This is a genomic window from Methylobacterium sp. FW102-HT35C08, assembly GCF_058790235.1.
Genome location: NZ_JBYTCL010000002.1, coordinates 3,880,151 through 3,904,743, shown reverse-complemented (window position 1 = coordinate 3,904,743; position 24,593 = coordinate 3,880,151). Strand labels below are relative to the sequence as shown.

General features: G+C 70.3%; 21 protein-coding genes. 12 read left to right on the top strand and 9 right to left on the bottom strand.

The genetic code is table 11. The features are described 5' to 3' along the window. Positions 1-337: 337 nt before the first annotated feature. From dxs to AC3WSN_RS18520, 7 genes are all read left to right on the top strand, one after another. Positions 338-2,317, top strand: coding sequence for a 1-deoxy-D-xylulose-5-phosphate synthase (gene dxs, locus AC3WSN_RS18550; RefSeq protein ID WP_492539917.1), 1,980 nt, complete (start codon positions 338-340; stop codon positions 2,315-2,317). Between the two features lie 130 nt (positions 2,318-2,447). Beyond that, on the top strand, positions 2,448-3,476 hold the full coding sequence (hpnA, locus tag AC3WSN_RS18545) for a hopanoid-associated sugar epimerase (RefSeq protein WP_492539915.1): 1,029 nt from the start codon (positions 2,448-2,450) through the stop codon (positions 3,474-3,476). Beyond that, the gene (gene hpnC, locus AC3WSN_RS18540) at positions 3,473-4,369 is read left to right on the top strand and encodes a squalene synthase HpnC (RefSeq protein WP_492539913.1); all 897 of its coding nucleotides are present in this window, start codon (positions 3,473-3,475) and stop codon (positions 4,367-4,369) included. Before hpnA ends, hpnC begins: the two co-directional genes overlap by 4 nt. Further along, positions 4,366-5,217, top strand: a complete 852-nt coding sequence (hpnD, locus tag AC3WSN_RS18535; RefSeq protein WP_492539911.1) for a presqualene diphosphate synthase HpnD — start codon at positions 4,366-4,368, stop codon at positions 5,215-5,217. The genes hpnC and hpnD overlap by 4 nt, the downstream gene beginning before the upstream one ends. After that, entirely contained in the window at positions 5,217-6,518 is a 1,302-nt protein-coding gene (hpnE, locus tag AC3WSN_RS18530; protein ID WP_192707856.1) for a hydroxysqualene dehydroxylase HpnE, read from the top strand. Before hpnD ends, hpnE begins: the two co-directional genes overlap by 1 nt. Positions 6,519-6,561: 43 nt before the next feature. After that, on the top strand, positions 6,562-8,559 hold the full coding sequence (gene shc / locus AC3WSN_RS18525) for a squalene--hopene cyclase (RefSeq protein ID WP_192707857.1): 1,998 nt from the start codon (positions 6,562-6,564) through the stop codon (positions 8,557-8,559). Between the two features lie 224 nt (positions 8,560-8,783). Continuing rightward, positions 8,784-9,482 (top strand): phosphorylase, encoded by a 699-nt coding sequence (locus tag AC3WSN_RS18520; protein ID WP_492539909.1) that lies wholly within the window; start codon positions 8,784-8,786, stop codon positions 9,480-9,482. Between the two features lie 149 nt (positions 9,483-9,631). On the opposite strand, the gene AC3WSN_RS18515 is transcribed toward AC3WSN_RS18520, so the two are convergent. The 4 genes from AC3WSN_RS18515 to maiA form a co-directional block, all read right to left on the bottom strand. Continuing rightward, the gene (locus AC3WSN_RS18515; protein WP_192707859.1) at positions 9,632-9,943 is read right to left on the bottom strand and encodes a hypothetical protein; all 312 of its coding nucleotides are present in this window, start codon (positions 9,941-9,943) and stop codon (positions 9,632-9,634) included. After that, a complete protein-coding gene (locus tag AC3WSN_RS18510) occupies positions 9,940-10,251 on the bottom strand; it encodes an EthD family reductase (RefSeq protein WP_192707860.1) in 312 nt (103 codons plus the stop codon). Before AC3WSN_RS18510 ends, AC3WSN_RS18515 begins: the two co-directional genes overlap by 4 nt. A 54-nt stretch (positions 10,252-10,305) precedes the next feature. Beyond that, complete coding sequence (locus AC3WSN_RS18505) at positions 10,306-11,637, bottom strand: NAD(P)/FAD-dependent oxidoreductase (RefSeq protein ID WP_192707861.1); 1,332 nt, start codon at positions 11,635-11,637, stop codon at positions 10,306-10,308. Positions 11,638-11,754: 117 nt separating this feature from the next. Beyond that, positions 11,755-12,402 carry a maleylacetoacetate isomerase gene (gene maiA, locus AC3WSN_RS18500; RefSeq protein WP_492539906.1) on the bottom strand — a complete coding sequence of 216 codons (648 nt, stop codon included), beginning with the start codon at positions 12,400-12,402 and terminating at the stop codon, positions 11,755-11,757. A 137-nt stretch (positions 12,403-12,539) separates the two neighbouring features. Here maiA and moaB point away from each other — a divergent pair, with 137 nt between their 5' ends. Beyond that, positions 12,540-13,097, top strand: a complete 558-nt coding sequence (gene moaB / locus AC3WSN_RS18495) for a molybdenum cofactor biosynthesis protein B (protein WP_192707863.1) — start codon at positions 12,540-12,542, stop codon at positions 13,095-13,097. 148 nt (positions 13,098-13,245) lie between these two features. Here the strand turns inward: moaB and AC3WSN_RS18490 are convergent, their stop codons facing one another. Continuing rightward, positions 13,246-14,694 carry an amino acid permease gene (locus tag AC3WSN_RS18490; RefSeq protein ID WP_492539904.1) on the bottom strand — a complete coding sequence of 483 codons (1,449 nt, stop codon included), beginning with the start codon at positions 14,692-14,694 and terminating at the stop codon, positions 13,246-13,248. Positions 14,695-14,828: 134 nt separating this feature from the next. Next, positions 14,829-15,347 (bottom strand): hypothetical protein, encoded by a 519-nt coding sequence (locus AC3WSN_RS18485; protein ID WP_492539902.1) that lies wholly within the window; start codon positions 15,345-15,347, stop codon positions 14,829-14,831. A 165-nt stretch (positions 15,348-15,512) separates the two neighbouring features. Between AC3WSN_RS18485 and AC3WSN_RS18480 the strand changes: the two genes are divergently transcribed. Together AC3WSN_RS18480 and AC3WSN_RS18475 are read left to right on the top strand one after the other, a co-directional pair. Then, a complete protein-coding gene (locus AC3WSN_RS18480) occupies positions 15,513-16,628 on the top strand; it encodes a PA0069 family radical SAM protein (protein ID WP_492539900.1) in 1,116 nt (371 codons plus the stop codon). Between the two features lie 415 nt (positions 16,629-17,043). Continuing rightward, the gene (locus AC3WSN_RS18475; RefSeq protein WP_492539898.1) at positions 17,044-19,089 is read left to right on the top strand and encodes a methyl-accepting chemotaxis protein; all 2,046 of its coding nucleotides are present in this window, start codon (positions 17,044-17,046) and stop codon (positions 19,087-19,089) included. A gap of 9 nt (positions 19,090-19,098) precedes the next feature. On the opposite strand, the gene rnhB is transcribed toward AC3WSN_RS18475, so the two are convergent. The 3 genes from rnhB to AC3WSN_RS18460 all read right to left on the bottom strand — a co-directional run bounded on the left by rnhB (position 19,099) and on the right by AC3WSN_RS18460 (position 21,667). After that, entirely contained in the window at positions 19,099-19,692 is a 594-nt protein-coding gene (rnhB, locus tag AC3WSN_RS18470; protein ID WP_492543154.1) for a ribonuclease HII, read from the bottom strand. A gap of 101 nt (positions 19,693-19,793) precedes the next feature. Continuing rightward, positions 19,794-20,840: a glycosyltransferase family 4 protein gene (locus AC3WSN_RS18465; RefSeq protein WP_192707868.1), complete on the bottom strand. Its 1,047-nt coding sequence runs from the start codon at positions 20,838-20,840 to the stop codon at positions 19,794-19,796. An 11-nt stretch (positions 20,841-20,851) separates the two neighbouring features. Beyond that, positions 20,852-21,667 (bottom strand): UDP-2,3-diacylglucosamine diphosphatase, encoded by an 816-nt coding sequence (locus tag AC3WSN_RS18460; protein ID WP_192707869.1) that lies wholly within the window; start codon positions 21,665-21,667, stop codon positions 20,852-20,854. Positions 21,668-22,184: 517 nt separating this feature from the next. Here AC3WSN_RS18460 and AC3WSN_RS18455 point away from each other — a divergent pair. Beyond that, complete coding sequence (locus tag AC3WSN_RS18455; protein WP_192707870.1) at positions 22,185-23,393, top strand: aminotransferase class V-fold PLP-dependent enzyme; 1,209 nt, start codon at positions 22,185-22,187, stop codon at positions 23,391-23,393. A 103-nt stretch (positions 23,394-23,496) separates the two neighbouring features. Continuing rightward, a complete protein-coding gene (locus AC3WSN_RS18450; protein ID WP_192707871.1) occupies positions 23,497-24,441 on the top strand; it encodes a D-2-hydroxyacid dehydrogenase in 945 nt (314 codons plus the stop codon). The last annotated feature ends 152 nt before the right edge of the window (positions 24,442-24,593 follow it).

Here is a 24,593-nt window from a genome sequence, read left to right as displayed (position 1 = left end):
CCGCGTCGGACAATCGCCCAGGAAGTTGCAGAGGAAGTCGAGATTGCCGTCCGGGGGACGCGGCTCGGCGTAAGCTTGGCCGCTTCCGGTAATCGCGAGCGTGAGCAGGATTGTGCACAGACGAGCCGGGCTCAAAAGCGGACCTCTTGTGGCGGTTAGGGCACGTGAGCGGAAAAAAACGCCGGCCCGACATTGATCGCGCCGCCGATCATCCGTAACTGGCACTATCATGACAGCGACGGACGGGCGGGTTCTAGCATGAACGCGTACCCCCGCGTGCTGGCGTCGCGGTGGCCTCGGGCTCGCGACGGGGCCGTCGCCACACTCGAACGAGCGGATGCGACCATTGGCAATATCACCTGAGCAATCGGCGTTGCTGGATCGTGTCCCGAATCCTGCGGCGTTGCGCGGGCTTCCGGAATCGGAGCTGCAGGCGGTGGCGGACGCGGTGCGCGCCGAGATGATCGACGCGGTGTCGATCACCGGCGGCCATCTCGGCTCGGGGCTCGGCGTCGTCGAACTCACCGTCGCCCTGCACCACGTGTTCGACACCCCCGACGACCGCATCGTCTGGGACGTCGGCCACCAGTGCTACCCGCACAAGATCCTCACCGAGCGCCGCGACCGCATCCGCACGCTGCGCCAGGGCGGCGGCCTGTCGGGCTTTACCAAGCGCTCTGAGAGCGTCTACGACCCCTTCGGCGCCGCCCACTCCTCCACGTCGATCTCGGCCGCTTTGGGCATGGCGGTCGCCCGCGACCTCGACAACGCCACCGCCAAGCAGACGGGCGGCGCGCAGAAGCGCCGCAACGCCATCGCGGTGATCGGCGACGGCTCGATGTCGGCCGGCATGGCCTACGAGGCGCTCAACAACGCCGGCGCCCTGCACTCGCGCCTGATCGTCATCCTCAACGACAACGACATGTCGATCGCGCCGCCTGTGGGCGCCATGTCGGCCTACCTCGCCAGGCTCGCCTCGGGCGGCGCCTACCAGTCCCTGCGCGAGACCGCCAAGCAGCTCGGCAAGCTCCTGCCGAAGGCCCTCTACCAGCGCGCCGCCGCGGCCGAGGAATATGCCCGCTCGCTGGTGGTCGGCGGCGGCACCATGTTCGAGGAGATGGGCTTCCACTACGTCGGCCCCGTCGACGGGCACAACCTCGACCACCTGCTGCCGGTGCTCAAGAACGTCCGCGACGCCGAGCACGGCCCGATCCTGCTGCACGTGGTCACCCGCAAGGGCAAGGGCTACGCACCCGCCGAGGCCAGCGCCGACCGCTACCACGGCGTGGTCAAGTTCGACGTGGTCTCAGGGGTGCAGGCCAAGGCCAAGCCGAACGCGCCGGCCTACACGCGGGTGTTCGGCGAGAGCCTGATCAAGGCGGCCGACGCCGACGACAAGGTGGTGGCGATCACCGCCGCGATGCCGGGGGGCACCGGCATCGACCTGTTCGGCAAGGCGCATCCGGACAAGACCTTCGACGTGGGCATCGCCGAGCAGCACGCGGTGACGTTTGCGGGCGGGCTGGCCACCGAGGGCTACCGGCCGTTCGTGGCGATCTACTCGACCTTCCTGCAGCGGGCCTACGATCAGGTCGTGCACGACGTGGCGCTGCAGAACTTAGCCGTGCGGTTCTGCATGGACCGGGCGGGCCTGGTCGGCGCGGACGGGGCGACGCATGCGGGCGCGTTCGACCTGGCGTATCTGTGCTGCCTGCCGAACATGACCGTGATGGCGGCGTCCGACGAGGCCGAGCTGGTGCACATGGTGGCGACCGCCCACGCCCATGACGCGGGCCCGATCGCGCTGCGCTACCCGCGCGGCGAGGGTGTCGGTGTCGAGCTTCCGGAGCGGGGCGAGGCTCTGGCGATCGGCAAGGGCCGGGTGGTGCGCCGGGACGCGGAGGCGCGTGTGGCGATCCTGAGCCTGGGCACGCGTCTGTCGGAGGCGCTGAAGGCGGCCGACACGCTGTCCGAGCAGGGCGTGGCGGTGACGGTGGCGGATGCGCGCTTTGCCAAGCCGCTGGACGAGGCGCTGATCCTGGAGCTTGCGCGGGACCACGAGGTTCTGATCACGATCGAGGAGGGCTCGCGGGGCGGGTTCGGCGCGATGGTGCTGCATCTCCTGGCGGAGCGGGGGGCTCTGGATGCCGGGCGGGTCCGGGTGCGGACGATGACGCTGCCGGACAGCTACCAGGACCACGACAGCCCGGAGAAGATGTACGCCGAGGCCGGCCTGGACGCCGCCACCATCGTCAAAACCGCCCTCGACACCCTGCAGGAGCGCAAGGAAGGCCGCTCGCGCCTGCGCCTGGCCTGAAACCCGGCGTTCGCCACGCGGTGCGGGCATGCCGCCGCGTCGCTTGCCGCCTCGACGGTTCGATGACACAAGCGCGGCGCGGCTGGGGATCCCCGGCCGCGCTGGTTTTCGGTAACCCTCCAGATCCGTGATGGCAGAGGCCACAACCCCCGGCTCTTCCGAGGTCGGACCCGTGCTGATCACCGGCGCGAGCGGCTTTCTCGGATCCGCCCTGGTCGACGTGTTCCGCCGGGCCGGCTTCCCGGTGCGCATCCTCGTGCGCGCCTCCAGCCCGCGCCGGAACCTCACCTGGACCGACGTGGAGATCGCCGATGGCGACATGCGCGACCCGGCTGCCGTGGCGGCGGCGATGCGCGGCCAGCGCTACCTGATCCACGCCGCGGCCGATTACCGGCTCTGGGCGCCGGACATGGAGGAGATCGTCCGCACCAACCGCGACGGCACGCGCCTGATGATGCGCGCGGCCCTCGAGGCCGGCGTCGAGCGGGTCGTCTACACGTCGAGCGTCGCGACGATCAGGCCGCCGGCCGACGGCGTCACGCCCTCCGACGAGACCATGCCGCTGACGCCCGAGACCGCCATCGGCGCCTACAAGCGCAGCAAGGTCGTGGCCGAGCGCGTGGTCGAGGAGATGGTCGCCCGGGACGGGCTGAAGGCGGTGATCGTCAACCCGTCGACGCCGATCGGCCCCCGCGACGTCAAGCCGACGCCCACCGGCCGGATCATCCAGGAGGCGGCGCTCGGCAAGATGCCGGCCTTCGTCGATACTGGGCTCAACCTCGCCCATGTCGACGACGTGGCCCTGGGCCACCTGCTGGCGCTTCGCAAGGGGCGGATCGGCGAGCGCTACATCCTCGGCGGCGAGGATGTGTTCCTGTCGCAGATGCTCGCCGACATCGCCGGCATGGTCGGCCGCAAGCCGCCGACCGTGAAATTGCCGCGGGCGGCGGTCTACCCGGTGGCGTTCTTCGCGCAGCTCGCCGCCCGGGTCACCGGCAAGCAGCCCTTCGCGACGATCGACGGGATCCGCATGTCGCGCTACCGGATGTTCTTCTCGGACAAGAAGGCGCGCGCCGAGCTGGGCTACACGGCCCGGCCCTACCGCGAGGGACTGTCCGACGCGATCACGTGGTTCCGCGAAGCGGGGTACCTCGCATGAGCAGCCTCGATTCCGCCACCGCGACGCGCTCCGGCAAGGGCCACCGCGACGAGAACTTCCCCGTCGCCTCGCACCTGATCCATCCCCGCCACCGGGGTGCGATCCTGGCGTTCTACAACTTCGTCCGCGCCGGCGACGACGTCGCCGACCACGCCGCGCTGTCGCCCGAGCGCAAGATCGAACTCCTCGATCGCCTGGCGGATTCGCTGACCGGTGCCGGCCCGTCCGACCCGGAGGCGGAGCCGCTGAAGCGCGAGCTCGCTGCGCGGGCGCTGCCGCCGCGCCATGCCCTGGAGCTGCTCGACGCGTTCCGGATGGACGCGCGCAAGAACCGCTACGCGAACTGGGACGAGCTGATCCACTATTGCCGCTACTCGGCCATGCCGGTGGGGCGCTTCGTCCTCGACGTGCATGGCGAGGATCCGGCCCGGGTCTGGGGGCCGTCCGACGCGATCTGCGCGGCCCTCCAGATCATCAATCACCTGCAGGATTGCGGGAAGGATTTCGCCGGTCTCGACCGGGTCTACATCCCGCAGGACGCCCTCGACCGCCACGACGCCAACGTGGCGATGCTCGGCGAGGCCAAGGCGCCGCCGCAGCTTCGGGCCGTGATCCGCGAGCTGGCGCAGAAATGCCTGGACCTCCTCGACGAGGGCGCGGTCCTGCCGGACCTGATCGACGATGTGCGCCTGTCCCTGGAGATCGCCGCGATCCATCGGCTCGCCGTCGTGCTGGCCAAGGGCCTGACCGAGCGCGATCCGCTTTCCGAGAAGGTCCATCACGGCAAGGCCGCCTTCGCCCTGACGGCGCTCGGCGCCGTCGCCGCCACCCTGGCCCGCCGGCCCTTCCGGGGTCGGGCCGTCCGGGCCGCCGCTCAAGGAAGCCGTTCGTGAGCGCCACCGCGACCCCCGCGCCCGCCGAGCAGGGCGCCGCCCCGGCGCTTCCGGCCGCCGGCTCCTCCTTCTACACGGCCATGCGCCTGCTGCCGAAGGAGCGGCGGGAGGCGATGTACGCCGTCTACGCCTTCTGCCGCGCCGTCGACGACGTCGCCGACGATGGCGGCACCCGCGCGGTCCGGCAGGTCGAGCTCGACCGCTGGCGCGCCGACATCGACGCGCTCTACGCCGGCCGTCCGGCGCCGCGGGTCCGCGACCTCGTCGAGCCGGTGCGCCGCTTCGGCCTGAAGCGCGAGGATTTCCAGGCGGTCATCGACGGCATGGCCATGGATGCCGTGGAGGATATCGTCGCCCCAGACGCCGACACCCTCGACCTCTATTGCGACCGGGTCGCGAGCGCGGTCGGCCGGCTGTCGGTGCGGATCTTCGGCATGCCGGAGGCGGACGGCATCCGGCTGGCCTGGCACCAGGGCCGGGCGCTGCAGCTCACCAACATCCTCCGCGACATCGACGAGGATGCCGAGCGCGGCCGCCTCTACCTGCCCCGCGAGAAGCTCCAGGCGATCGGGCTCAACGAACCGTCCCCGGTCGAGGCGATCAGCCACCCGCGCATCGGCGAGGTCTGCCTCTCCCTCGCGCGCGAGGCCGAGGAGCATTACCAGGCCACCTGGGAGATCATCCGGCGCAGCCCGCGCAAGGCGACCAAGGCCGCGCGCCTGATGGCGGCGGCCTACCACCTCTATCTCAGGGCGGTCCTCGAACGCGGCTGGGCGATGCCCCGCGCCCGGGTCAAGCCCGGCAAGCTGGCGCTCCTCGGCGTCGTCCTCCGGCATGGCCTGATCTGATGGGAACCGTCCACGTCGTCGGCGCCGGTCTGGCCGGCCTGTCCGCCGCTGTCGCGCTGGCCGAATCCGGCGCCCAGGTCGTGCTGCACGAGGCCGCCAAGCAGGCGGGCGGGCGCTGCCGCTCCTATTACGATCCAGCGCTGGGCCTGACGATCGACAACGGCAACCACCTGCTACTCTCCGGCAATGCCGACGCCCTGGGTCTCCTCAAGACCGTCGGCGCGCCCGCCGACGCCCTCGTCGGCCCGGACGCGGCGGAGTTCGACTTCGCCGACCTGAAGACCGGTGAGCGCTGGCGCCTGCGCCCCAATGCCGGGCGGCTGCCCTGGTGGGTGATGAGCCCGTCGCGCCGCGTGCCCGGAACCCGGGCTCGCGACTACCTCGCCCCGCTCGGGATCCTGCGTGCCGCCTCCGGCAAGCCGGACGGCGCGGGCGGCACGATCGGCGCCCACATGGCTTGCGAGGGCGACCTCTATCGCCGGCTGTGGCATCCGGTGCTGCTCGCCGCGCTCAACACCGAGCCGCGGGACAGCGATGTCGGGCTGGCAGCCCGCATCCTGCGCGAGACCCTCGGTGCGGGGGGCAAGGCGTGCCGTCCCCTGGTGGCGGTGGAGGGCCTGTCTTACGCGTTCGTCGATCCGGCCGTGCGCTACCTCTCGGCCCGCGGCTGCCAGATGCGCCTGGGCCGGCGCCTGCGCGGGCTCGACGTTGCCGACGGCCGCGTCGCGCAGCTCCAGTTCTCGGACGGCGCCGAGGCGATCGGACCGGAGGACGGGATCGTGCTCGCGCTGCCGCCCTGGGTGGCTCGCGAGGTGTTGCCCGGTCTCCTCGCCCCGGTGGAATTCCGCTCCATCGTGAACGCGCATTTCGCGCTCGCGCCGAAGCCCGGCAGCCCGCTCGTTCTCGGCGTGGTGAACGCGCTCACAGAGTGGCTTTTCGCTTATCCGGACCGCTATTCGGTGACGATCAGCGGTGCCGACCGGCTGCTCGACGTGCCCCGGGAAGACCTCGCGCGCCAGATCTGGGCCGAGATCGCACACTTGTGCAATCTTGCACCGGAACTGCCCAGCTGGCAGATCGTAAAAGAGAAGCGTGCGACCTTCGCGGCGACGCCGGCGGAAGCCGCGCGGCGCTCGGGGGCCGAAACCGCCTACGACAATCTCGTCCTGGCAGGCGATTGGACAGCCACCGGCCTGCCGTCGACGATTGAGGGAGCGATTCGCTCGGGCAAGACTGCCGCGCGTGTGCTGCGCGCGGGTTCTGTCATGCGTGCCGGAAATGGTATGCGCGGCGCAGCTTGAGGCATGCGCGTCCGCCGGAAGGCGGCCGTTCGAGGCGAGGATTATGAGAGAGGCCGTAAGCAAAGTCGAGGCGCTGCAGCGCTCGAAGACGCAGGGGATCTCGCTCGACGATGTCGAGCGCGGCGTGGCGCATGCGACGCGCGCACTGACCGCCCTGGCGCATGACGACGGGCATATCTGCTTCGAGCTCGAGGCGGATGCGACGATCCCGTCCGAGTACGTGCTGTTCCACCATTTCCGTGGCACGCAGGTCGCCGACGGCCTCGAGGCCAAGATCGGCAACTACCTGCGCCGCACGCAAGGCCGGCATGGCGGCTGGGCCCTCGTCCACGAGGGGCCGTTCGACATGAGCTGCACGGTCAAGGCGTATTTCGCCCTCAAGATGATCGGCGATGATATCGAGGCGCCGCACATGCGCCGGGCGCGCGAGGGCATCCTGTCCCGCGGCGGCGCCGCCAACGCCAACGTGTTCACCCGCTTCATGCTGGCGCTCTACGGCGAGGTGCCGTGGCGCGCCGTGCCGGTGATGCCGGTCGAGGTGATGTTCCTGCCGAAGTGGTTCCCGTTCCACCTCGACAAGATCAGCTACTGGGCCCGCACCACCGTGGTGCCGCTGTTCGTTCTCCAGGCGACCAAGCCGCGGGCCCGGAACCCTCGCGGGATCAGCGTGCAGGAGCTGTTCGTGACGCCGCCCGAGAGCGTGCGCACCTGGCCGGGCTCCCCGCACGCCACGTGGCCGTGGACGCCGATCTTCGGCTTCATCGACCGGGTGCTGCAGCGGGTCGAGAATCACCTGCCGCGCAAGAGCCGGCAGCGGGCCATGGAGAAGGCCCGTGCCTGGGTCAGCGAGCGCCTGAACGGCGAGGACGGCTTGGGGGCGATCTTCCCCGCCATGGTCAACTCCGTGCTGATGTACGAGGTGATGGGCTACCGCCCCGATCACCCGCAGGTCCGCGTCGCCTGCGACGCTATCGAGAAGCTCGTCGTCGAGAAGGCCGACGAGGCCTATGTCCAGCCCTGCGTCTCGCCGGTCTGGGACACGGCGCTGGCGAGCCATGCCCTTCTGGAGGCCGGCGGCCCCGAGGCCGAGGCCCAGGCCCGCGCCGGCCTCGACTGGCTGAAGCCCCGGCAGGTGCTCGACATCGTCGGCGACTGGGCGGCGCGCAAGCCGAAGGTCCGGCCCGGCGGCTGGGCGTTCCAGTACGCCAACGCCCACTACCCCGACCTCGACGACACCGCTGTGGTGGTGATGGCCATGGACCGGGCCATGCACCAGCACGGCCTCGTCGCCGGCATGCCGGACTACAAGGCCTCCATCGCCCGCGCCCGCGAATGGGTCGAGGGGCTACAGTCCGAGGATGGCGGCTGGGCGGCGTTCGACGCCGACAACAACCACATGTACCTCAACCACATCCCGTTCTCGGATCATGGGGCGCTGCTCGATCCGCCGACCGCGGACGTGACCGCCCGCGTGGTCGGGATGCTGGCGCAACTCGGGGAGACCCGCGAGACCTCCCGGGCGCTCGACCGCGGCGTGAACTACCTCCTGAATGACCAAGAGGAGGACGGCTCCTGGTACGGCCGCTGGGGCATGAACTTCATCTACGGCACGTGGTCGGTGCTCTGCGCCCTCAACGCCGCCGGGGTCGATCCGGCCGATCCGCGGATCCAGCGGGCGGTCTCGTGGCTGATCCGCATCCAGAATCCGGATGGCGGCTGGGGCGAGGACGCCTCCTCGTACAAGATCGATCCGGCCTTCGAGCCCGGCTCGTCCACGGCCTCGCAGACCGCCTGGGCGCTGCTCGCCCTGATGGCCGCGGGCGCCGTCGACGACCCGGCCGTGACCCGGGGCATCAACTTTCTCACCCGCACGCAGGGCGCGGACGGGTTCTGGAAGGAGGAGCGCTACACCGCCACGGGCTTCCCGCGGGTGTTCTACCTGCGGTATCATGGTTACCCGAAGTTCTTCCCGCTCTGGGCGATGGCGCGCTTCCGCAACCTGAAGCGTGGCAACAGCCGGCGCGTCCAGTTCGGCATGTGATGTGATGGGGCCGGCCCGACGGGTCGGCTCCACCCGAGCCGGATCGCGGCGCGTTCGACCGTCCTGGTGATCGACCCGCGAGCCCCGGTATCCGACACGTGGCCCCTTCTGACAGCGATCCCGCGGGACAGGGTGAATCCCGCCCCGTACCGGATCAACCCTCTGGGGCCCCGCGGCGCTCGCGCCTGCTTGCAGACCTTGCCGGACTGGTCCACCAGCGGACCATGATCGACCCGACCGCACCCGTCCTGGCCGTCACCGGCCTCGCTCGCGAGCGCCGTATGGCGGCCGGGGAGGGGGTCGAGGCCGTGGGGGCCGGCGGCAATCCGCACCGGCTGCGCCAGCTCCTCGATGCCCGCGTGCCGCCCGGCTGCCGGGCCGTGGTGAGCTTCGGGATCGCGGGCGGCCTCGATCCCTCGCTGAAGCCGGGCGACGTGGTGGTCGGCACCGGCGTCGTCGGTGAGGACGGGCGGCGCGCCGCCGATCTCGACCTGTCGGCCGTGCTCCTCAACGCCCTGTCGGATGTCGGGCCCCGGGTGATCCCGGCGGATCTCGCCGGCGTCGACACGGCCGTCCTGTCGGTCGACGGCAAGACCGAGCTTCGCGCCGCGACCGGCGCGGCGGCCGTCGACATGGAATCGCACGTGGCCGCGGCCTTCGCGGGGCGGCACGGCCTGCCCTTCGCGGTCCTGCGGGTGATCTGCGATCCGGCCGGCCAGGCGCTGCCGGCCTTCGCCGCGCAGGCGCTCACGGCGGATGGCGAGCCCGACATCGCCGCGGTGTTCTTCGCCTTCGCCCGCGGCCGGGCGCGTCTGGGAGACCTGATGCGGCTCGCCCGCGACTCGAACGCCGCCTTCGCGGCGCTCGGCCGGTGCCGGGCGCGCCTCGGGCCGGCCCTCGGCATCCCGGCGGCCCAGAGCTGACCGGTTCGGGTCGCCGCGTTTAGCGCTGCCGTCTGTGCGAGCGGAGTGGAGCAACCCAGGGACGCGCGACGCTCGCTGAGGGCGCGCCGCCCTGGGTCACGTCTCTGCGCTGGTGATGATCGCGAGACAATGAGACCCGGCGATCCGACTCAGGCCGGGTCGTCCGTCTCCTCCGGCAGCGGATCGCCGGTCCAGGTCGTGGCGAAGGCGGCGAGTTCCCGGGCCTCCGCGAAGGCCGCCACCGTCACGGCGCGCTCGGCCGGCGCCGCCCCCGGGTAGGGGGCGAGCTGGATCGTCACCCGGGCGAGGCGGCCGCCGGGGGCATTGGCGGCGAGCCAGGCCTGCGCGTCCGGCGTGAAGCGCTCCGGCCCGTCGAGGGCCCGCGAGTCGCTCCGCAGCACGATGACGTAGGTGCCGAGGCTCGGATCGGCCTCCTGCACCGCCTTGACGATGTCGATCACGGGCTCTCCGCGAAGTCGTTGATCTGCACCTGGGCCTGCGCCGGGGTGAAGTTCGGGATGTCGGCGAAGATCTCCTCGCCATGGGCGGCCACGGCCTTCTTGAACGCCTCGACCGACTCGAAGGTCAGCAAAGCCATGACCTGGAACGGCGCGGTGCCGCCGTCCGGCGTGCCGGCGCCCTTGACCACCTTCGCCTCGTGGAGGCCGAGCGACGACCAGCGCTCGCGCACCAACGGCATGTGGTGGCCGAGATAGTAGCCCATGTCGAAGCTCGGGCCGGCCGGGTACATCACGCTGACCAGGATCATCGGGTCCATCCTCCCTGTGGAAACGGCCCGGATCTCCCGGGCTCGCAGCTCAAGCTAGTGCAGCTTCACGCGCGGCTCGGTGCGGCGGGTGAGCGCGCGGGCCATGGTGTCGAGCGCCGTCTTGGCAGTGCCGTGGAGCGCCCGCTCGTGCATCTTGTAGAGCGAGCGGTACATCATCCGGGCGAACAGGCCGGCGATCAGCATGTTCTTGCCGCGGACGAAGCCCATCAGGCTGCCGACGGTCGAGTACTCGCCGAGCGACACCAGCGATCCGAAATCCTTGTACTTGAAGGCTTTCAGCGGCTTGCCGTCGATCTTGGCCTGGATCTGGCCGACGAGATGGCTCGCCTGCTGGTGCGCCGCCTGGGCCCGCGGCGGCACCGGCGTGTCCGAGCCGACCTCCACCAGGTAGGCGCAATCGCCGAGCGCGAAGATGTCGGGGTCGCGGGTGGTCTGCAGCGTCGGGGTGACCACCAGCTGGTTGGTCCGCGTTGTCTCCAGCCCGCCGATGCCCTGCAGGAAGGGCGGCGCCTTCACGCCGGCCGCCCAGACCACCAGCTCAGACGGGATGAAGGTGCCATCGGCGAGCTGCACGCCGTCGGCCCGCACCTCGGTGACGCGCGCCTTCACGCGGACGTCCACACCGATCTTGTTGAGGAGCTGCATCACCTCCGCCGAGAGGCGCTGCGGCACCGCCGGCAGGATCCGGTCGGCGGCCTCGACGAGGGTGATGCGGATGTCCTTGCCCGGGTCGATCCTGTCGAGGCCCGTGGAGACCACGTGGCGCAGGGTCCGGTGCAGCTCGGCGGCGAGCTCGGTCCCGGTGGCACCGGCGCCGATCACCGTCACGTGAAGCTGGCCGGGGCGGACCGGACCGACCTGCGTGTGCGCCCGCAGGGACGCGTTCACGAGGCGCTGGTGGAAGCGCACCGCCTGGTCCTGCGTGTCGAGGGCGATGGCGTGCTCGGCGACCCCGGGCGTGCCGAAATCGTTGGTCGTGGAGCCCACCGCCATCACGAGGGTATCGTACGGGACCGCGCGCTCCGGCGTGACCTCGCGCCCCTCGGAATCGTAGCTCGCCGCGAGCTGGATCGTGCGCGCCTCCCGGTCGAGCCCGGTCATGCGGCCGATCCGGTAGCGGAACCCGTGCATGTGGGCATGATGCAGGTAATCCACCGCATGATGGCCGACATCGAGGCTGCCCGCCGCGACTTCGTGGAGCAGCGGCTTCCAGATATGCGTGCGGGCGCGATCGACGAGGGTGACATGGGCGCGCTTGCCGCGCCCGAGCTTGTCGCCGAGCTTCGTCACAAGCTGCAATCCAGCCGCGCCGCCGCCCACGACGACGATGCGATGCAGGCCGGACTCGTTCTCGACGGATGCCATCGACACTCTTTCTTCCCCCGAACCGGGATTAAAACGCCGGCCTGCTTACACGTCCTGGGTAACGGATTGCCACATCTGCCTGCCGGCGGCCCACGTGACCAGTGCGCGCGTGGCGGATCACGCGCCGGGCGCGCCGGGCTGACGCAGGGGATGTGCCGCCGCGATCTCCGGAAGGGCGAGGCAGGCCTCGGCGATCCGCGCCACGGTCGGGTAGGGCGCCGTGTCGATGCCGAAGATGCCGGTCCCGACCCAGAGGCTGACGAGGCAGAGATCGGCGTGGCTCACCGCGTCGCCCTGGCAGAAGCGGCCGGTCCCCGGCTCGGTGCCGAGACGCGTCTCCAGCGTCCTGAGGCCGGTCTCGAAAGCGTTGCGCAGGAAGTCGAGCATCCGCTCCCGAGGCAGGCCGTAATGCTCCATCAGGAAGGTACGCACCCGCGGCACGTAGAGGGGGTGGGTATCGCAGGCGACGACCTGCGCCAGGGAGCGCGCCCGCGCCCGAGCCCGCGGCTCCTCGGGCAGGAGCCGCACGCCGCCCTTCGTCTCCTCCAGGTAGTCGAGGATCGCGAGCGATTGGGTGAGGGGCGGACCGTCGCCGTCGAAAAGGGCCGGCACCGCCCCCTGCGGGTTGATCGCCCGGAATTCCGGCTTGTGCTGGTCGCCCGCGTCGAGATCGATGAATGTCTCCTCGTAGGGGATGCCCTTCAGCTTGAGCGCGATCCGCACCCGGAAGGCGGCGGCGGAGCGCCAGTTGCCGTACATGTGCATGGGGACAGGATCTCCGACGAGGTCGGAAGAGCACAGCCGAGTTTTCGCCCCGCGGCAAGACCCGGGACGGGCGGGTCGGGGGCGACAACCGGATCGGGCCGGCCCATATCGGATGCCTGTCCCGGAGAGACCCCGCCATGGCCGACCAGCCCGACGCCCGCCGCTTCATCCCGCTCAACATCGCGGTGCTCACCGTCTCGGACACGCGCCGGCCTGAGGACGACCGCTCGGGCGACACGCTGACCCAACGCCTCACGGAGGCGGGTCACCGGCTGGCCGACCGCGCCATCGTGCCCGACGAGATCCCGGCGATCCGCGGGCAGGTGGAGTGCTGGCTGCGCGACCCGGGAATCGACGTGGTGATCAGCACGGGCGGCACCGGCTTCACCGGCCGCGACGTGACCCCGGAGGCGCTGGAGCCGCTGTTCGAGAAGCGGATGGACGGCTTCTCGGCGGTGTTCCACCGGATCTCCTACGACAAGATCGGCACCTCGACCCTGCAATCCCGGGCGACGGCCGGGGTCGCGCAGGCGACCTACGTCTTCGTCCTGCCGGGCTCGCCGGGCGCCTGCCGGGATGCCTGGGACGGGATCCTGGCCCAGCAGCTCGACTACCGCCACCGGCCCTGCAACTTCGTAGAGATCATGCCGCGGCTCGACGAGCACCTGCGGCGCGGGGCGAGCATCACCGTGTGACCCGAACCGTCTGTCCGAGGCCGTGCAGCGGAGCCCGGAAGCCAGTGCCGCACCCTGCCAGAACCTTCACGCTCGGTGGTTCCGGATTCCGCGCTCGCCATTGGCATCCCGGAACGACGGGGCTGTGCTGCGGAACCAGCCCGGCGCGCTACGCCGCGTTCCCCTCCTTGCGGCGCAGCACCGAGTGCTTCCGGCCGTAGAAGAAGTAGATCACGAGCCCGATCGCCATCCAGATCACGAGCCGCAGCCACGTGTCGAGCGGCAGGCCGATCATCAGGAGCAGGCAGAACAGGATGCCGAGGATCGGCACCACCGGCACCGCGGGCGCCCGGAACGGGCGCTTCATGTGGCGGTCCGTCCGCCGCAGGTAGATCACCGAGCCGCAGACCAGAATGAAGGCGGCGAGCGTCCCGATGCTGACCATCTCGCCCAGGATGTTGATCGGCACCAGGGCGGCCACCAGGGCGACCATGGCCCCGATCAGCGCCTGGCTGCGATAGGGCGTCTGGTAGGTCGGGTGCACGTGGGAGAACATCTTCGGCAGCAGGCCGTCCTGGGCCATGGTGAAGAAGATCCGGCTCTGGCCGTAGAGCAGGACCAGGATCACCGTGGTCAGGCCGGTCAGCGCCCCGAGCTTGATCAGGATCGCGAACCAGCCGATGCCGATCACGTCGACCCCCTTGGCGATCGGGTCGGGGACGTTCAGGTCCTTGTAGGGCACGAGCCCGGTGAGCACGGCCGCCACCAGCACGTACAGGATGGTGCAGACGGCGAGCGAGCCCAGGATGCCGATCGGCATGTCCTTCTGGGGCCGGCGCGCCTCCTGTGCGGCGGTCGAGACCGCGTCGAAGCCGATGAAGGCGAAGAACACGACACCCGCACCGCGCAGGATGCCGCTGGCGCCGAAATGCCCGAAGGTGCCGTCGTTGTCCGGGATCAGCGGGCTCCAGTTCGCCGTGTTCACGTGACCCCAGCCCAGCGCGATGAAGGCCACCACGACGGTCAGCTTCACCGCCACCATGATGTTGTTGAAGCGCGCCGATTCCTTGGTGCCGCGCATCAGCAGGATCGTGATCAGCGCCACGATCAGCACCGCCGGCAGGTTGAACAGGGCGGTGCCGCCGCCGTCGATCGGCGTGCCGGGGGCGTGGGCGAACTGCGCCGGGATCACGATCCCGACATCCTTGAGGATGCTGGTCACGTAGCCCGACCAGCCGACCGCCACGGTCGCCGCCCCCATGGCGTATTCGAGGATCAGGTCCCAGCCGATCAGCCACGCGAAGAACTCGCCCAGCGTCGCGTAGGTGTAGGTGTAGCTCGACCCGGCGACCGGGATCAGCGCCGCCATCTCGGAATAGCACAGGCCCACGAAGGCGCAGGCGATGCCGCCGAGGACGAAGGAGAGCATGATCCCCGGCCCGGCATATTGTGCGGCGGCCGTGCCGGTGAGGACGAAGATGCCGGCGCCGATGATCGCGCCGATGCCCATCGCGGTGATCGAGAGGGCGCCCAGCGATTTCGAGAGCTGCTGCTCGCCCTCGCCACTCTCGAGGATGTCGTCGACCGATTTGCGCCCCATCAGGCCCGACGAATCCATGGCACCATCCTTTCAGGGCGGAAGCGGGTCAGCGTTCTCGCGCGGTGCAGAGACGGCAAATCGTCCACCCCGGTCAGGGTGTTGTAGAGGAGGCGTGACCGACAACAACGTGGCGTCACGCAAGATTCTTCCGGTCAGGCCCGGTCGATCCGCGCGATCAGCGGCCGGACCTTGAGGCGCGGCGCGAACACCGCCCCGGCGCGCAGGGCTCCCCGCCGGACGACGTCCCCGGCCCGGGCCTGCCGGGCGCCGGCCACGAGCTCGATCCGGCCGATCAGGCGCGCGGGCCAACCGGCCGCCGGGCGCTGCAGGCGTCCGAGCCCGGTCTCGGGCCGGGCGGTCCCGACGAAGCGATCGAGGGTCCGGATCCAGCCTTCGGCCGGGACATCCCCGGCCTCGAGGCACAGGATCCAGTCCCGGCGGGCAGCGGCTGCGCCCGCCGCGTAGGGATTGCCGTCCCGGTGCAGGACTAGCGTCGCGCCCGTCGCCTCCGCGACGGCCGCCACGGCCTCGCTGCCGCTCCCGGTGACGATCACCGCGTCGCCGATCAGGCCGCCGGCGACACCCGAGACGAGCACGCTGAGCGTATCGGCCAGCCGATCAATCGCGTCCGGAGCGGCCGGGTCGGCCAGGAAGGTCACCGCAGAGAGCATGAGCGCGCCCTTAGACGATTTTCCGCCGCCGTAAACCATTGATCCGCCTCCCGAAGGCGCGAGCGCGACCGTGCGACGCGTTGCTTGGGGATTTGCCTGAAAATGAGGCGCTGGACCGCCGGATGTTCGCGGTATGTTCCACGTGAAACACGGGGGCGACTCGGCATGGGACACAGCGGAGGGGAATCCACACGCGGGGCCGCGCTCCGTCTCGGGCTCAGCACGCCGCCCGAGAGCGCCCGGCGCGGTCGCGGCGCCACCGCCAATCCCACGAGCCGTTTCGCGGTGGCCCGGCGTGAGGTGTTTCACGATCCCGACTGGGAAGCCGACGCGCCGGCTCCCGTGCGCACGCAGGTCACGCCCGAGCGTTCCGCCCGCATCATCGCCCGCAACACGTCGCCCGACATCCCGTTCGATCGATCGATCAATCCCTATCGCGGCTGCGAGCACGGCTGCATCTACTGTTACGCGCGGCCGACCCACGCCTGGCTCGGTCTGTCGCCGGGGCTCGATTTCGAATCGCGGATCGTCACCAAGCCCGACGCCGCCCGGCTCCTCGCCCGGGAGTTGGCGGCGCCGGGCTATCGCCCCGAGACCATCGCCCTCGGAACGGCCACCGATCCATACCAACCGCTGGAACGCGAGCAACGCATCACCCGCGCGGTCTTGGAGGTACTGCGGGAGACCCGGCACCCGGTCAGCATCACGACGAAATCCGACCTCATCCTGCGCGACCTCGACATCCTGGCCGAGATGGCCGCGCAGAACCTGATCCTCGTCGCCCTATCGTTGCCGACCCTCGATCCGGACCTCGCCCGACGCCTCGATCCCCGCGCGCCGCGGCCGGAGAAGCGGCTCGCCGCGATGCGCGCCTTAAGCGCGGCGGGCGTGCCCGTGATGGTCAACGTCTCGCCGATCATCCCGGGGCTCACCGATCCCGAGATCGAGACGATCCTCGCCCGGGCCCGGGAGAACGGCGCGAGCCGGATCGGCCACGCGCTGCTCCGGCTTCCGGGCGAGGTCGCCGACCTCGTGGCCGACTGGTTCGCCGCGCATTACCCCGAGCGGAAGGACCGGACCTTCGGGCTGCTGACACAGGCCCGGGGCGGCCGCGAGAACGATCCGCGTTTCGGCCACCGCTTCCGCGGCGAGGGCGCCTATGCGGCGATGATTGGCCAACGGGTGCGGCTCGCGGGAACACGGCTCGGCTTCGCCTTCGGCCGGATGGCGCTGGACCGTGATGCCTTCCGCAAGCCGGGGGCGCAGCTGGCGCTGTTCTGACGGTCGGCAGATCGGTTTCGGCCGGCTCGCCCGGTCCGTCGGGGCCGGCCTCGTGAGGTCGAGCCTTTGACGGGTGGACGACCGGCCGGCCCGGCCACAGCCTTCGAGCAACCTGTCTCGAATGCGCGAAGCCGTGCATTGAAGAGATATTGTCCGCGATAAAGATCCGCGGTGCTGGTCGAGGCATGAGATGCAACAACTGAATTTATGAGTCCATGTCTTCAGAATGCATGAATAACACAAGGTTGACATAAGCTGTTTTCAGGTTTCTACTGCACAAAGTTGAGATTAAGATGACAACTTGTAAGATACAAGCTCACATAGCGGCGGATCATTTGCATATATAAAGGATATTGTGGTGTTCAGGATCGGTCATTTATCTATCGGTGTGACGTTTGGGGCGATCCTGTTTGCGATGAGCGCCCTGTTGCTCGTGGCGCGTGCCACCACGTTGCTGGAGGCCCACGAGGAGACGCTTCGCAGTCAGCAGGTCGTCGCCCTGTCGCAGGCGAGCCGCGCCCTGCTCCGCTCGATCGTCGCGACACGGACGGAGCGCGGCACGGCCCTGAGGCTGCTGGCCGACGAGAACCCGATCTCCGAGGCCGACAACACCGCCTTCCAATCGGATCACCGCGCCAGAATCGACGGCGAGACCGCGCTCTGGGCACGCGTTCGCGCCCTCGATATGCCGGCGGTGCAGGTCACGCTGGAGCCGCTGCGGCGCGCGCAGGAGGCTCTGGCAGCCTTGTGGCCGCAGGTCGAGGCGGCTGCAGCGGTGCCGAAGCCCCAGCGCAACGCCACGATCCGGCAGAATGTGGAGACGGTCAGCGCCGCGCTCCTCCAGGCCCTGGCGGCAGCCAACAAGGCGGTGGATACCGCCCTTCCGCGGCAGGATGCGGCCGTCGACCGCTATCTCGAGATCAAGCGGGCCGCCTGGGCCACCCGAATCGCGTTCGGGGTATCCTGGGTCCGGATCGAGACAGCGGTAGCGGCCGCGACGGGCTGGTCCCAGGCCGAGATCGTCGCGGCCGCCGAGGAGCGGGCGCGGCTCTTCGCGGCATGGTCCGAGGTCGTCGACGCGATCGGCGCCGACCTGCCCGACACGATCACGCTCGCCTATCAGGAGGCCCGGGCCCGGAATTTCGAGGGTGAGGCGGCCGCACGGCGCGTTGCCCTGACCGAGGCGCTGAGCGCGGGCAGGCCACCCGGCATCGGGGTGAAGGCGCTGCGGGCACGCAACATCGCCGACGGAGCCACCCTCGTCGATCTGGCCAACGCCGCCCTCGATGCGATGATCCAGCGCGCCGAGGCTCTCGCCGCCGCGACGCAGCGGTCGCTCCTGCTCGCCCTCCTGCTTCTCGCCGGTTCTCTGGTGCTGGCCATCGGCGGGACGGGGATCGTCTTTCGGCGCGTGCTTCGGCCGATCCAGGCCATGATCCAGGCTATGCGGGCTCTCGCGGCCGGCGACGCCACTGTCTCCATCCCAGCCCAGAATCGGCGGGACGAGATCGGCGCGATCGCGGCGGCCGTCCAGGTGTTCAAGGACAACCTGATCCGCACGCGGGTGCTGGAAGCGGAGGCCGATGCGGCCCGTCTCGCCGTGGAGGCGCAGCGCCGGTCGGCCACCGATGCGCTGGCGCAGAGCTTCGAGCAGGCAGTGTCCGGCATCGTCGCGCAAGTCTCCGGCTCCGCGGCCGAGCTGCAGACCACCGCCTGGCAGATGACCATGACCGCCCAGCAGACCGCCAGCCAGTCCAACGCCGTGGCCGCCGCCGCCGAGGAGGCGTCCGCCGGCGTCAGGACGGTGGCGGCCGCCGTCGAGGAACTCGGGACGTCCGTCCAGGAGATCGGGCGTCAGGTCCAGGGCTCATCCGAGCTGGCCCGGATCGCGGTCGGCGAGGCCGATCAGACCGCCACGCTCGTGGCCGCGCTCAACGCGGCGGCTGCCCGGGTCGGGGCCGTGATCGAGCTGATCGCCGGCATCGCCGCGCAGACGAATCTCCTGGCGCTCAATGCGACGATCGAGGCGGCGCGGGCCGGCGAGGCGGGACGGGGTTTCGCGGTGGTCGCCACCGAGGTGAAGGCGCTCGCCGCCCAGACCGGCCAGGCCACCGAGGAGATCGGCCGGCAGATCGGCGAGATCCGTAGCGTGACCGGCCAGGCGGTGGATGCGATCGGCACGATCACCGGCCGGATCGGGGAGATCAGCGCCGTGGCGGCGGCGATCGCAGCCGCGGTGGAGCAGCAGGTAGCGGCCACGCAGGAGATCGTCCGCAACATCGCCCAGGCCAATGCGGGGACGCAGGAGGTCAGCGGCAACATCACCGGCGTGGCGAACGCGGCCGACCAGACGGGCCGCGCGGCCGATCACGTGCTCGCCGCGGCGACCGCGTTGTCGCACCAGTCCGAGCAGCTCGAGGCCGAGGTCGATCGGTTCCTGGCGAGCGTCCGGGCCGCGTGACCCGACCCGTCAGGCCGGTCCGAACCCCCGGGTGAAGCTGAGCCGGTGATGCGGGCTCCGGCCGAGCCTCGTCAGGCCGACGCGGTGGACGGCCGTGCCGTAGCCCACGTTGCGCTCCCAGCCGTAGCCGGGATGGCGCTCGGCCAAGCGCCGCATCAGGTCGTCGCGAAACACCTTGGCGACGATCGAGGCGGCGGCGATCTGCGGGACCAGCCTGTCGCCGCCGACCACCGCCCGGCCCGGCAGACCCGGCAGGGCATCGCGCCCGTCGACCAGGACCGGCGCATCGAGCCCGAGGCGGGCCACGGCACGCGCCATCGCGTCGAGGGTGGCGGCGCGGATGTTGATCCGGTCGATCAGCGCCCGGGAGCCCGCCGCCACCGCGACGCGCCCATGGGCGCGGATCACCGGCGCCAGCCGCGCGCGGACCGGCTCGGGCACGCGCTTGCTGTCGTCCAGGGCGGCGAGCAGATCCGGTGGGAGCGCCACGGGATCGAACCAGACCGCCGCCACCACCACGGGCCCGCACAGAGCGCCGCGCCCGACCTCGTCGCAACCGATGACGGCGGGGTACTCGGCCGCGCGGGCCGGATCGAACGGCATCGTCGTGGCGGGCGGCTTCCGGGCAGGGGACTTTAGGGCAAGGGACTTCCGGGGAGGCGGCATGGCCTTCTCCTGCCATCCCGCGCGGGCGTCGTCACCGGTCAGGCGGCGTCCCGGGTCCCCTGCACACCGCCATGCGCCTCGACGATGTTTCCGAAGAACTGACGGGCGCTCTCGTCCCAGCCGCAGCGCAGGGCCTCGGCCCGGCATTCGGCGCGCGACAGGTCGAGCGCCGCGAGCGCGGCGGCCCGCAGGTCCCGGTCGAGCACCCCGACGCGGGTGCCGCCGACGACGTCGTTCGGGCCCGGCACCGGGAAGGCCGCCACCGGCAGCCCGCTGGCCAGGGCTTCGAGAAGCACGATGCCGAACGTGTCGGTGAGGCTCGGGAAGACGAAAACGTCGCAGGCCGCGTAGACCGCCGAGAGATCCGCACCGGTCCGGGTGCCGAGGAACCGTGCTCCGGGCGCCAGCGCCCGGAGCCGCGCCCGGTCTGGGCCGTCGCCCACGACGACCTTGGTGCCCGGCAGATCGAGGCTCAGGAAGGCCGCGACGTTCTTCTCCACAGCGAGCCGCCCGACATAGAGGAACAGCGGCCGGGGCAGTCCGACGAGGTCCGCCGGCAGCGTCGCGCCGGGCTCGGCGGGCCGGAACCGCGCGGTGTCGACGCCGCGGGTCCAGCGCATCAGCCGGCCGAAGCCCCTTGCCGCCAGCTCGCCCTGCAGCGAGGCGGTGCTGACCATCGTGCCCCGGGCGGCGCCGTGGAAGCGGCGCAGATAGGCGTAGGACCAAGCCTCCGGCACGGGGGCCCGGGCTGCAAGGTACTCGGGGAAGCGCGTGTGGTAGCTCGTGGTGAAGGGCAGCGCATGGGCGAGGCAGTAGCGCCGCGCCGCCAGGCCCACGGGGCCTTCAGTCGCGATGTGGACGTGGGTCGGCCGCTCCGCGTTCCAGCGCGCGGCCACCCGCTCCCGCCCGGCATAGGCGAGGCGGATCTCCGGATAGCCCGGCAGCGGCAGCGAGCGGAAATCCGCCACCGTCAGCAAAGCGGTCTCGAAGCCGTGCTCCGGCGCGCGCCACACCATCTGCTCCAGGGAGCGCACCACGCCGTTCACCTGCGGGTGCCAGGCATCGCTGGCGATGAGGAGCTTCACGGGCGGTGACCTCACGCCACCGCGCGCCGGCCCGGCAGCGTGTCCGGGACGCTCTCGGCCCTGCGGGCCCGCAGGACGCTCGGATAGTGCAGCACCTCGATGCGGCCGTCATAGTGCTCGACTAGGCCGGTGCAGGATTCGACCCAGTCGCCGGTGTTGAGGTAGCGCAGATCGCCGATCGGCCGGTCGGCCGCATGGTGGATGTGGCCGCAGATCACGCCGTCGGCGCCCTGCCGGCGCGCCTCGTCGGCCAGGATCGTCTCGAAGCGGCCGATGAAGCTGACGGCGTTCTTCACGCGCAGCTTCGCCCAGGCGGAGAGCGACCAGTAGGACAGGCCGAGTCGCCGCCGCGCCTTGTTGATCACGGTGTTGAGGGACAAAGCCAGCGTGTAGGCGCCGTCGCCGAGATGGGCGAGCCAGCGCGAGTGGCGCACCACCATGTCGAACTGGTCGCCGTGGATCACGAGGTAGCGCCGGCCGTCGGCCGCCTCGTGGATCGCGGTCTCCGCCAGCTCGATCCCGCCAAAATTGGTGCCGACATAGTCGCGCAGGAACTCGTCGTGGTTGCCCGGCAGGTAGACGATGCGGGTCCCCTTGCGGACCTTGCGCAGCAGCTTCTGCACGACATCGTTGTGCTCCTGCGGCCAGTACCATCCGGAGCGCAGCTGCCAGCCATCCACGATGTCGCCGACGAGGTAGATCGTATCGGCGTCGTAATCCTTCAGGAACGACAGCAGCAGCCCGGCCTGGCAGCCGCGCGTGCCGAGATGCAGGTCGGACAGGAACAGCGTCCGAACCCGGACCGGCATCTCCTCAACCTCGGCCACGGCACCCTCTCCCGGCGGCTGTACGGTGTCGGGATCCAGAGCGCGATCGCATCTCAGTTTGATGACGCGGGTCCTGGGCCGCGGAGACGGATCGGATGCGGCGCGGCGAAGCCTCTCAACCGGAGATCGTCTTCGTTGCGCCGCACAAAAAATTTTTTTGCCAAGTTCCGGAAGTTTTTCCGGTTTTCCTTTCCGGCCCTGCCGCCTCATAATGCCAAGAACCGGCGGCTCGGCACGAGCTCGGCCGGACCTTGACAGGAAGGCGGCGAGGACGGCCCTGAGGCCGTTGGACGGGACGGCATTTCGGAGGCGACCGGCGCGCGGGGGCGTGCCGCGACGCGAGCGGCGTGAGGCCGCCTGCCGCTCCGCTGAGGCCCCCCGATCACGGCAGAGGATGGCGTTCGAGGGGGTGCGGCGCGAGCCGCTTTCGACGGCGCCGGACCGACTCCCTGAGGACGCTTGAACAACCCGGCGCGGGTTCACGCTCGCCCACAATGGACTTTTCGGAGGAAACATCATGGCCGCAACCCGGCGCCCCGGTCGCAACCACCTCTTCATCCCGGGTCCCACCAACATCCCGGAGCGCGTCCTGCGCGCCATGCACGTGCAGTCCGAGGATCACCGCTCGCCGAGCTTTCCCGAGCTGGTGAAGCCGCTCCTGCAGGACTCCAAGATGGTGTTCGGCTCGACCAACGGGACGGTCATCCTGTTCCCGTCCTCGGGCACCGGCATCTGGGAATCGGCCCTGTCCAACACCCTCTGCCGCGGCGACAAGGTGCTCACCGCCCGCTACGGCCAGTTCAGCCACCTGTGGGTCGACATGGCCCAGCGCCTCGGCCTCGACGTCATCGTCCAGGACGAGGAGTGGGGCGCCGGCGCCGATCCGCAGAAGATCGAGGAGGCGCTCCGGGCCGACAAGGATCACGCCATCAAGGCCGTGATGGTCGTCCACAACGAGACGGCCACGGGCGTCACCAGCGATATCGGCGCGGTCCGCAAGGCGATCGACGCCGCCGGCCACCCGGCGCTGCTGTTCGTGGACGGCATCTCGTCGATCGGCTCGCTGCCGTTCTACATGGACGACTGGAAGGTCGATTGCGCCATCGCGGGCTCGCAGAAGGGCTTCATGCTGCCGGCCGGCCTCGGCCTGATCTGCATCAGCCCGAAGGCGCTCAAGATCGCCGAGGGCGGCACCGGCCGCAACGACCGGCTCGGCCACGCCTACTTCGCCTGGAAGGACCAACTGGCCGCCAACGCCACCGGCTACTTCCCCTACACCCCCGTCCTGCCGCTGCTCTACGGCCTGCGCGAGGCCCTGGCGATCGTGAAGGAGGAGGGGCTGGAGAACGTCTACCACCGCCATCACGTGCTCGGCGAGGCGACCCGTCAGGCCGTGGCGGCCTGGGGGCTCAAGCCCTGCGCCAAGGAGCCGAAGTGGAACTCCGACACGGTCACGGCGATCGTGGTGCCGGAGGGCGCCGACGCCGCCAAGGTGATCACCCACGCCTACGAGCGCTACAACCTCTCGCTGGGCGCAGGCCTCTCCAAAGTTGCCGGCAAGGTGTTCCGCATCGGTCACCTGGGCGACCTGAACGAGCTGTCGCTGCTGGGCGCCATCGCGGGCGCCGAGATGGCCATGCTCGATTGCGGCATCAAGGTCACGCCGGGCTCGGGCGTCGCCGCCGCTTCCAGCTACCTGCGCGAGAATCCGCTGCATAAGGCGTGATCGGCGCACGCGATCGGGGCGGGACCGGGTTGCCGGGCCCGCCCCGACGCGCAAGTAAGACCAAGACTATCGAGGAAACCGCCCGTCGTCCGAGAGGGGTCCTATGACCAAGAAGATCGTGTTCCTGGATCGTGAATCCCTCGATGCCAGGGTCCGACCGTTCAACTTCCCCCACGAATACGTCGAGCACGAGTCGACCTGGACGCCGGAAGAGATCGTGTCCCGCCTCCAGGGGGCGGAGATCGCGCTGATCAACAAGGTCCCGATGCGGGCCGAGACGCTGAAGCAGCTGCCCGACCTGAAGCTGATCGCGGTGGCCGCCACCGGCACCGACGTGGTCGACAAGGCCCAGGCCAAACAGCAGGGCATTACCGTCGTCAACATCCGCAACTACGCGTTCAACACCGTGCCGGAGCACGTGGTCGGTCTGATGTTCGCCCTGCGCCGGGCGATCGTGCCCTACGCCAACTCGGTGCGGCGCGGCGATTGGGCGAAGTCCAAGCAGTTCTGCTACTTCGACTACCCGATCTACGACATCGCCGGCTCGACGCTCGGCATCGTCGGCTACGGGGCGCTCGGCAAGTCGATCGCCAAGCGCGCCGAGGCGCTCGGCATGAAGGTCCTCGCCTACGACGTCTTCCCGCAGGATGGACTCGTGGATTTCGAGACGATCCTCGCGCAGTCCGACGTGATCACGCTGCACGTGCCGCTGACCCCCGACACCAAGGGGATGATCGGCGCCGCCGAGCTCAAGAAGATGAAGAAGAGCGCCATCCTCATCAACACGGCCCGGGGCGGGCTGGTGGACGAGGCGGCCCTGCTCGAAGCGCTCAAGGACGGCACGATCGCGGGCGCCGGGTTCGACGTGGTGGCGCAAGAGCCGCCCAAGGACGGTAACATCCTGTGCGACGCCGACCTGCCGAACCTGATCGTCACGCCGCACGTGGCCTGGGCCAGCAAGGAGGCGATGCAGATCCTGGCCGATCAGCTCGTCGACAACGTCGAGGCGTTCGTGGCGGGCAAGCCGCAGAACGTGGTCGAGAGCTGAGGCGGCGCGGACCCGCTGGCCGTTATTCCGGGGCGCCGCAGGCGAGCCCGGAACCCAGTTGCGCCGACGGTGTCGGCCGAGAACCACCCGTGCGTCTGGATTCCGGGCTCCGCTCCGCGGCCCCGGAATGACGGGGTGGATGTCCCTGACGT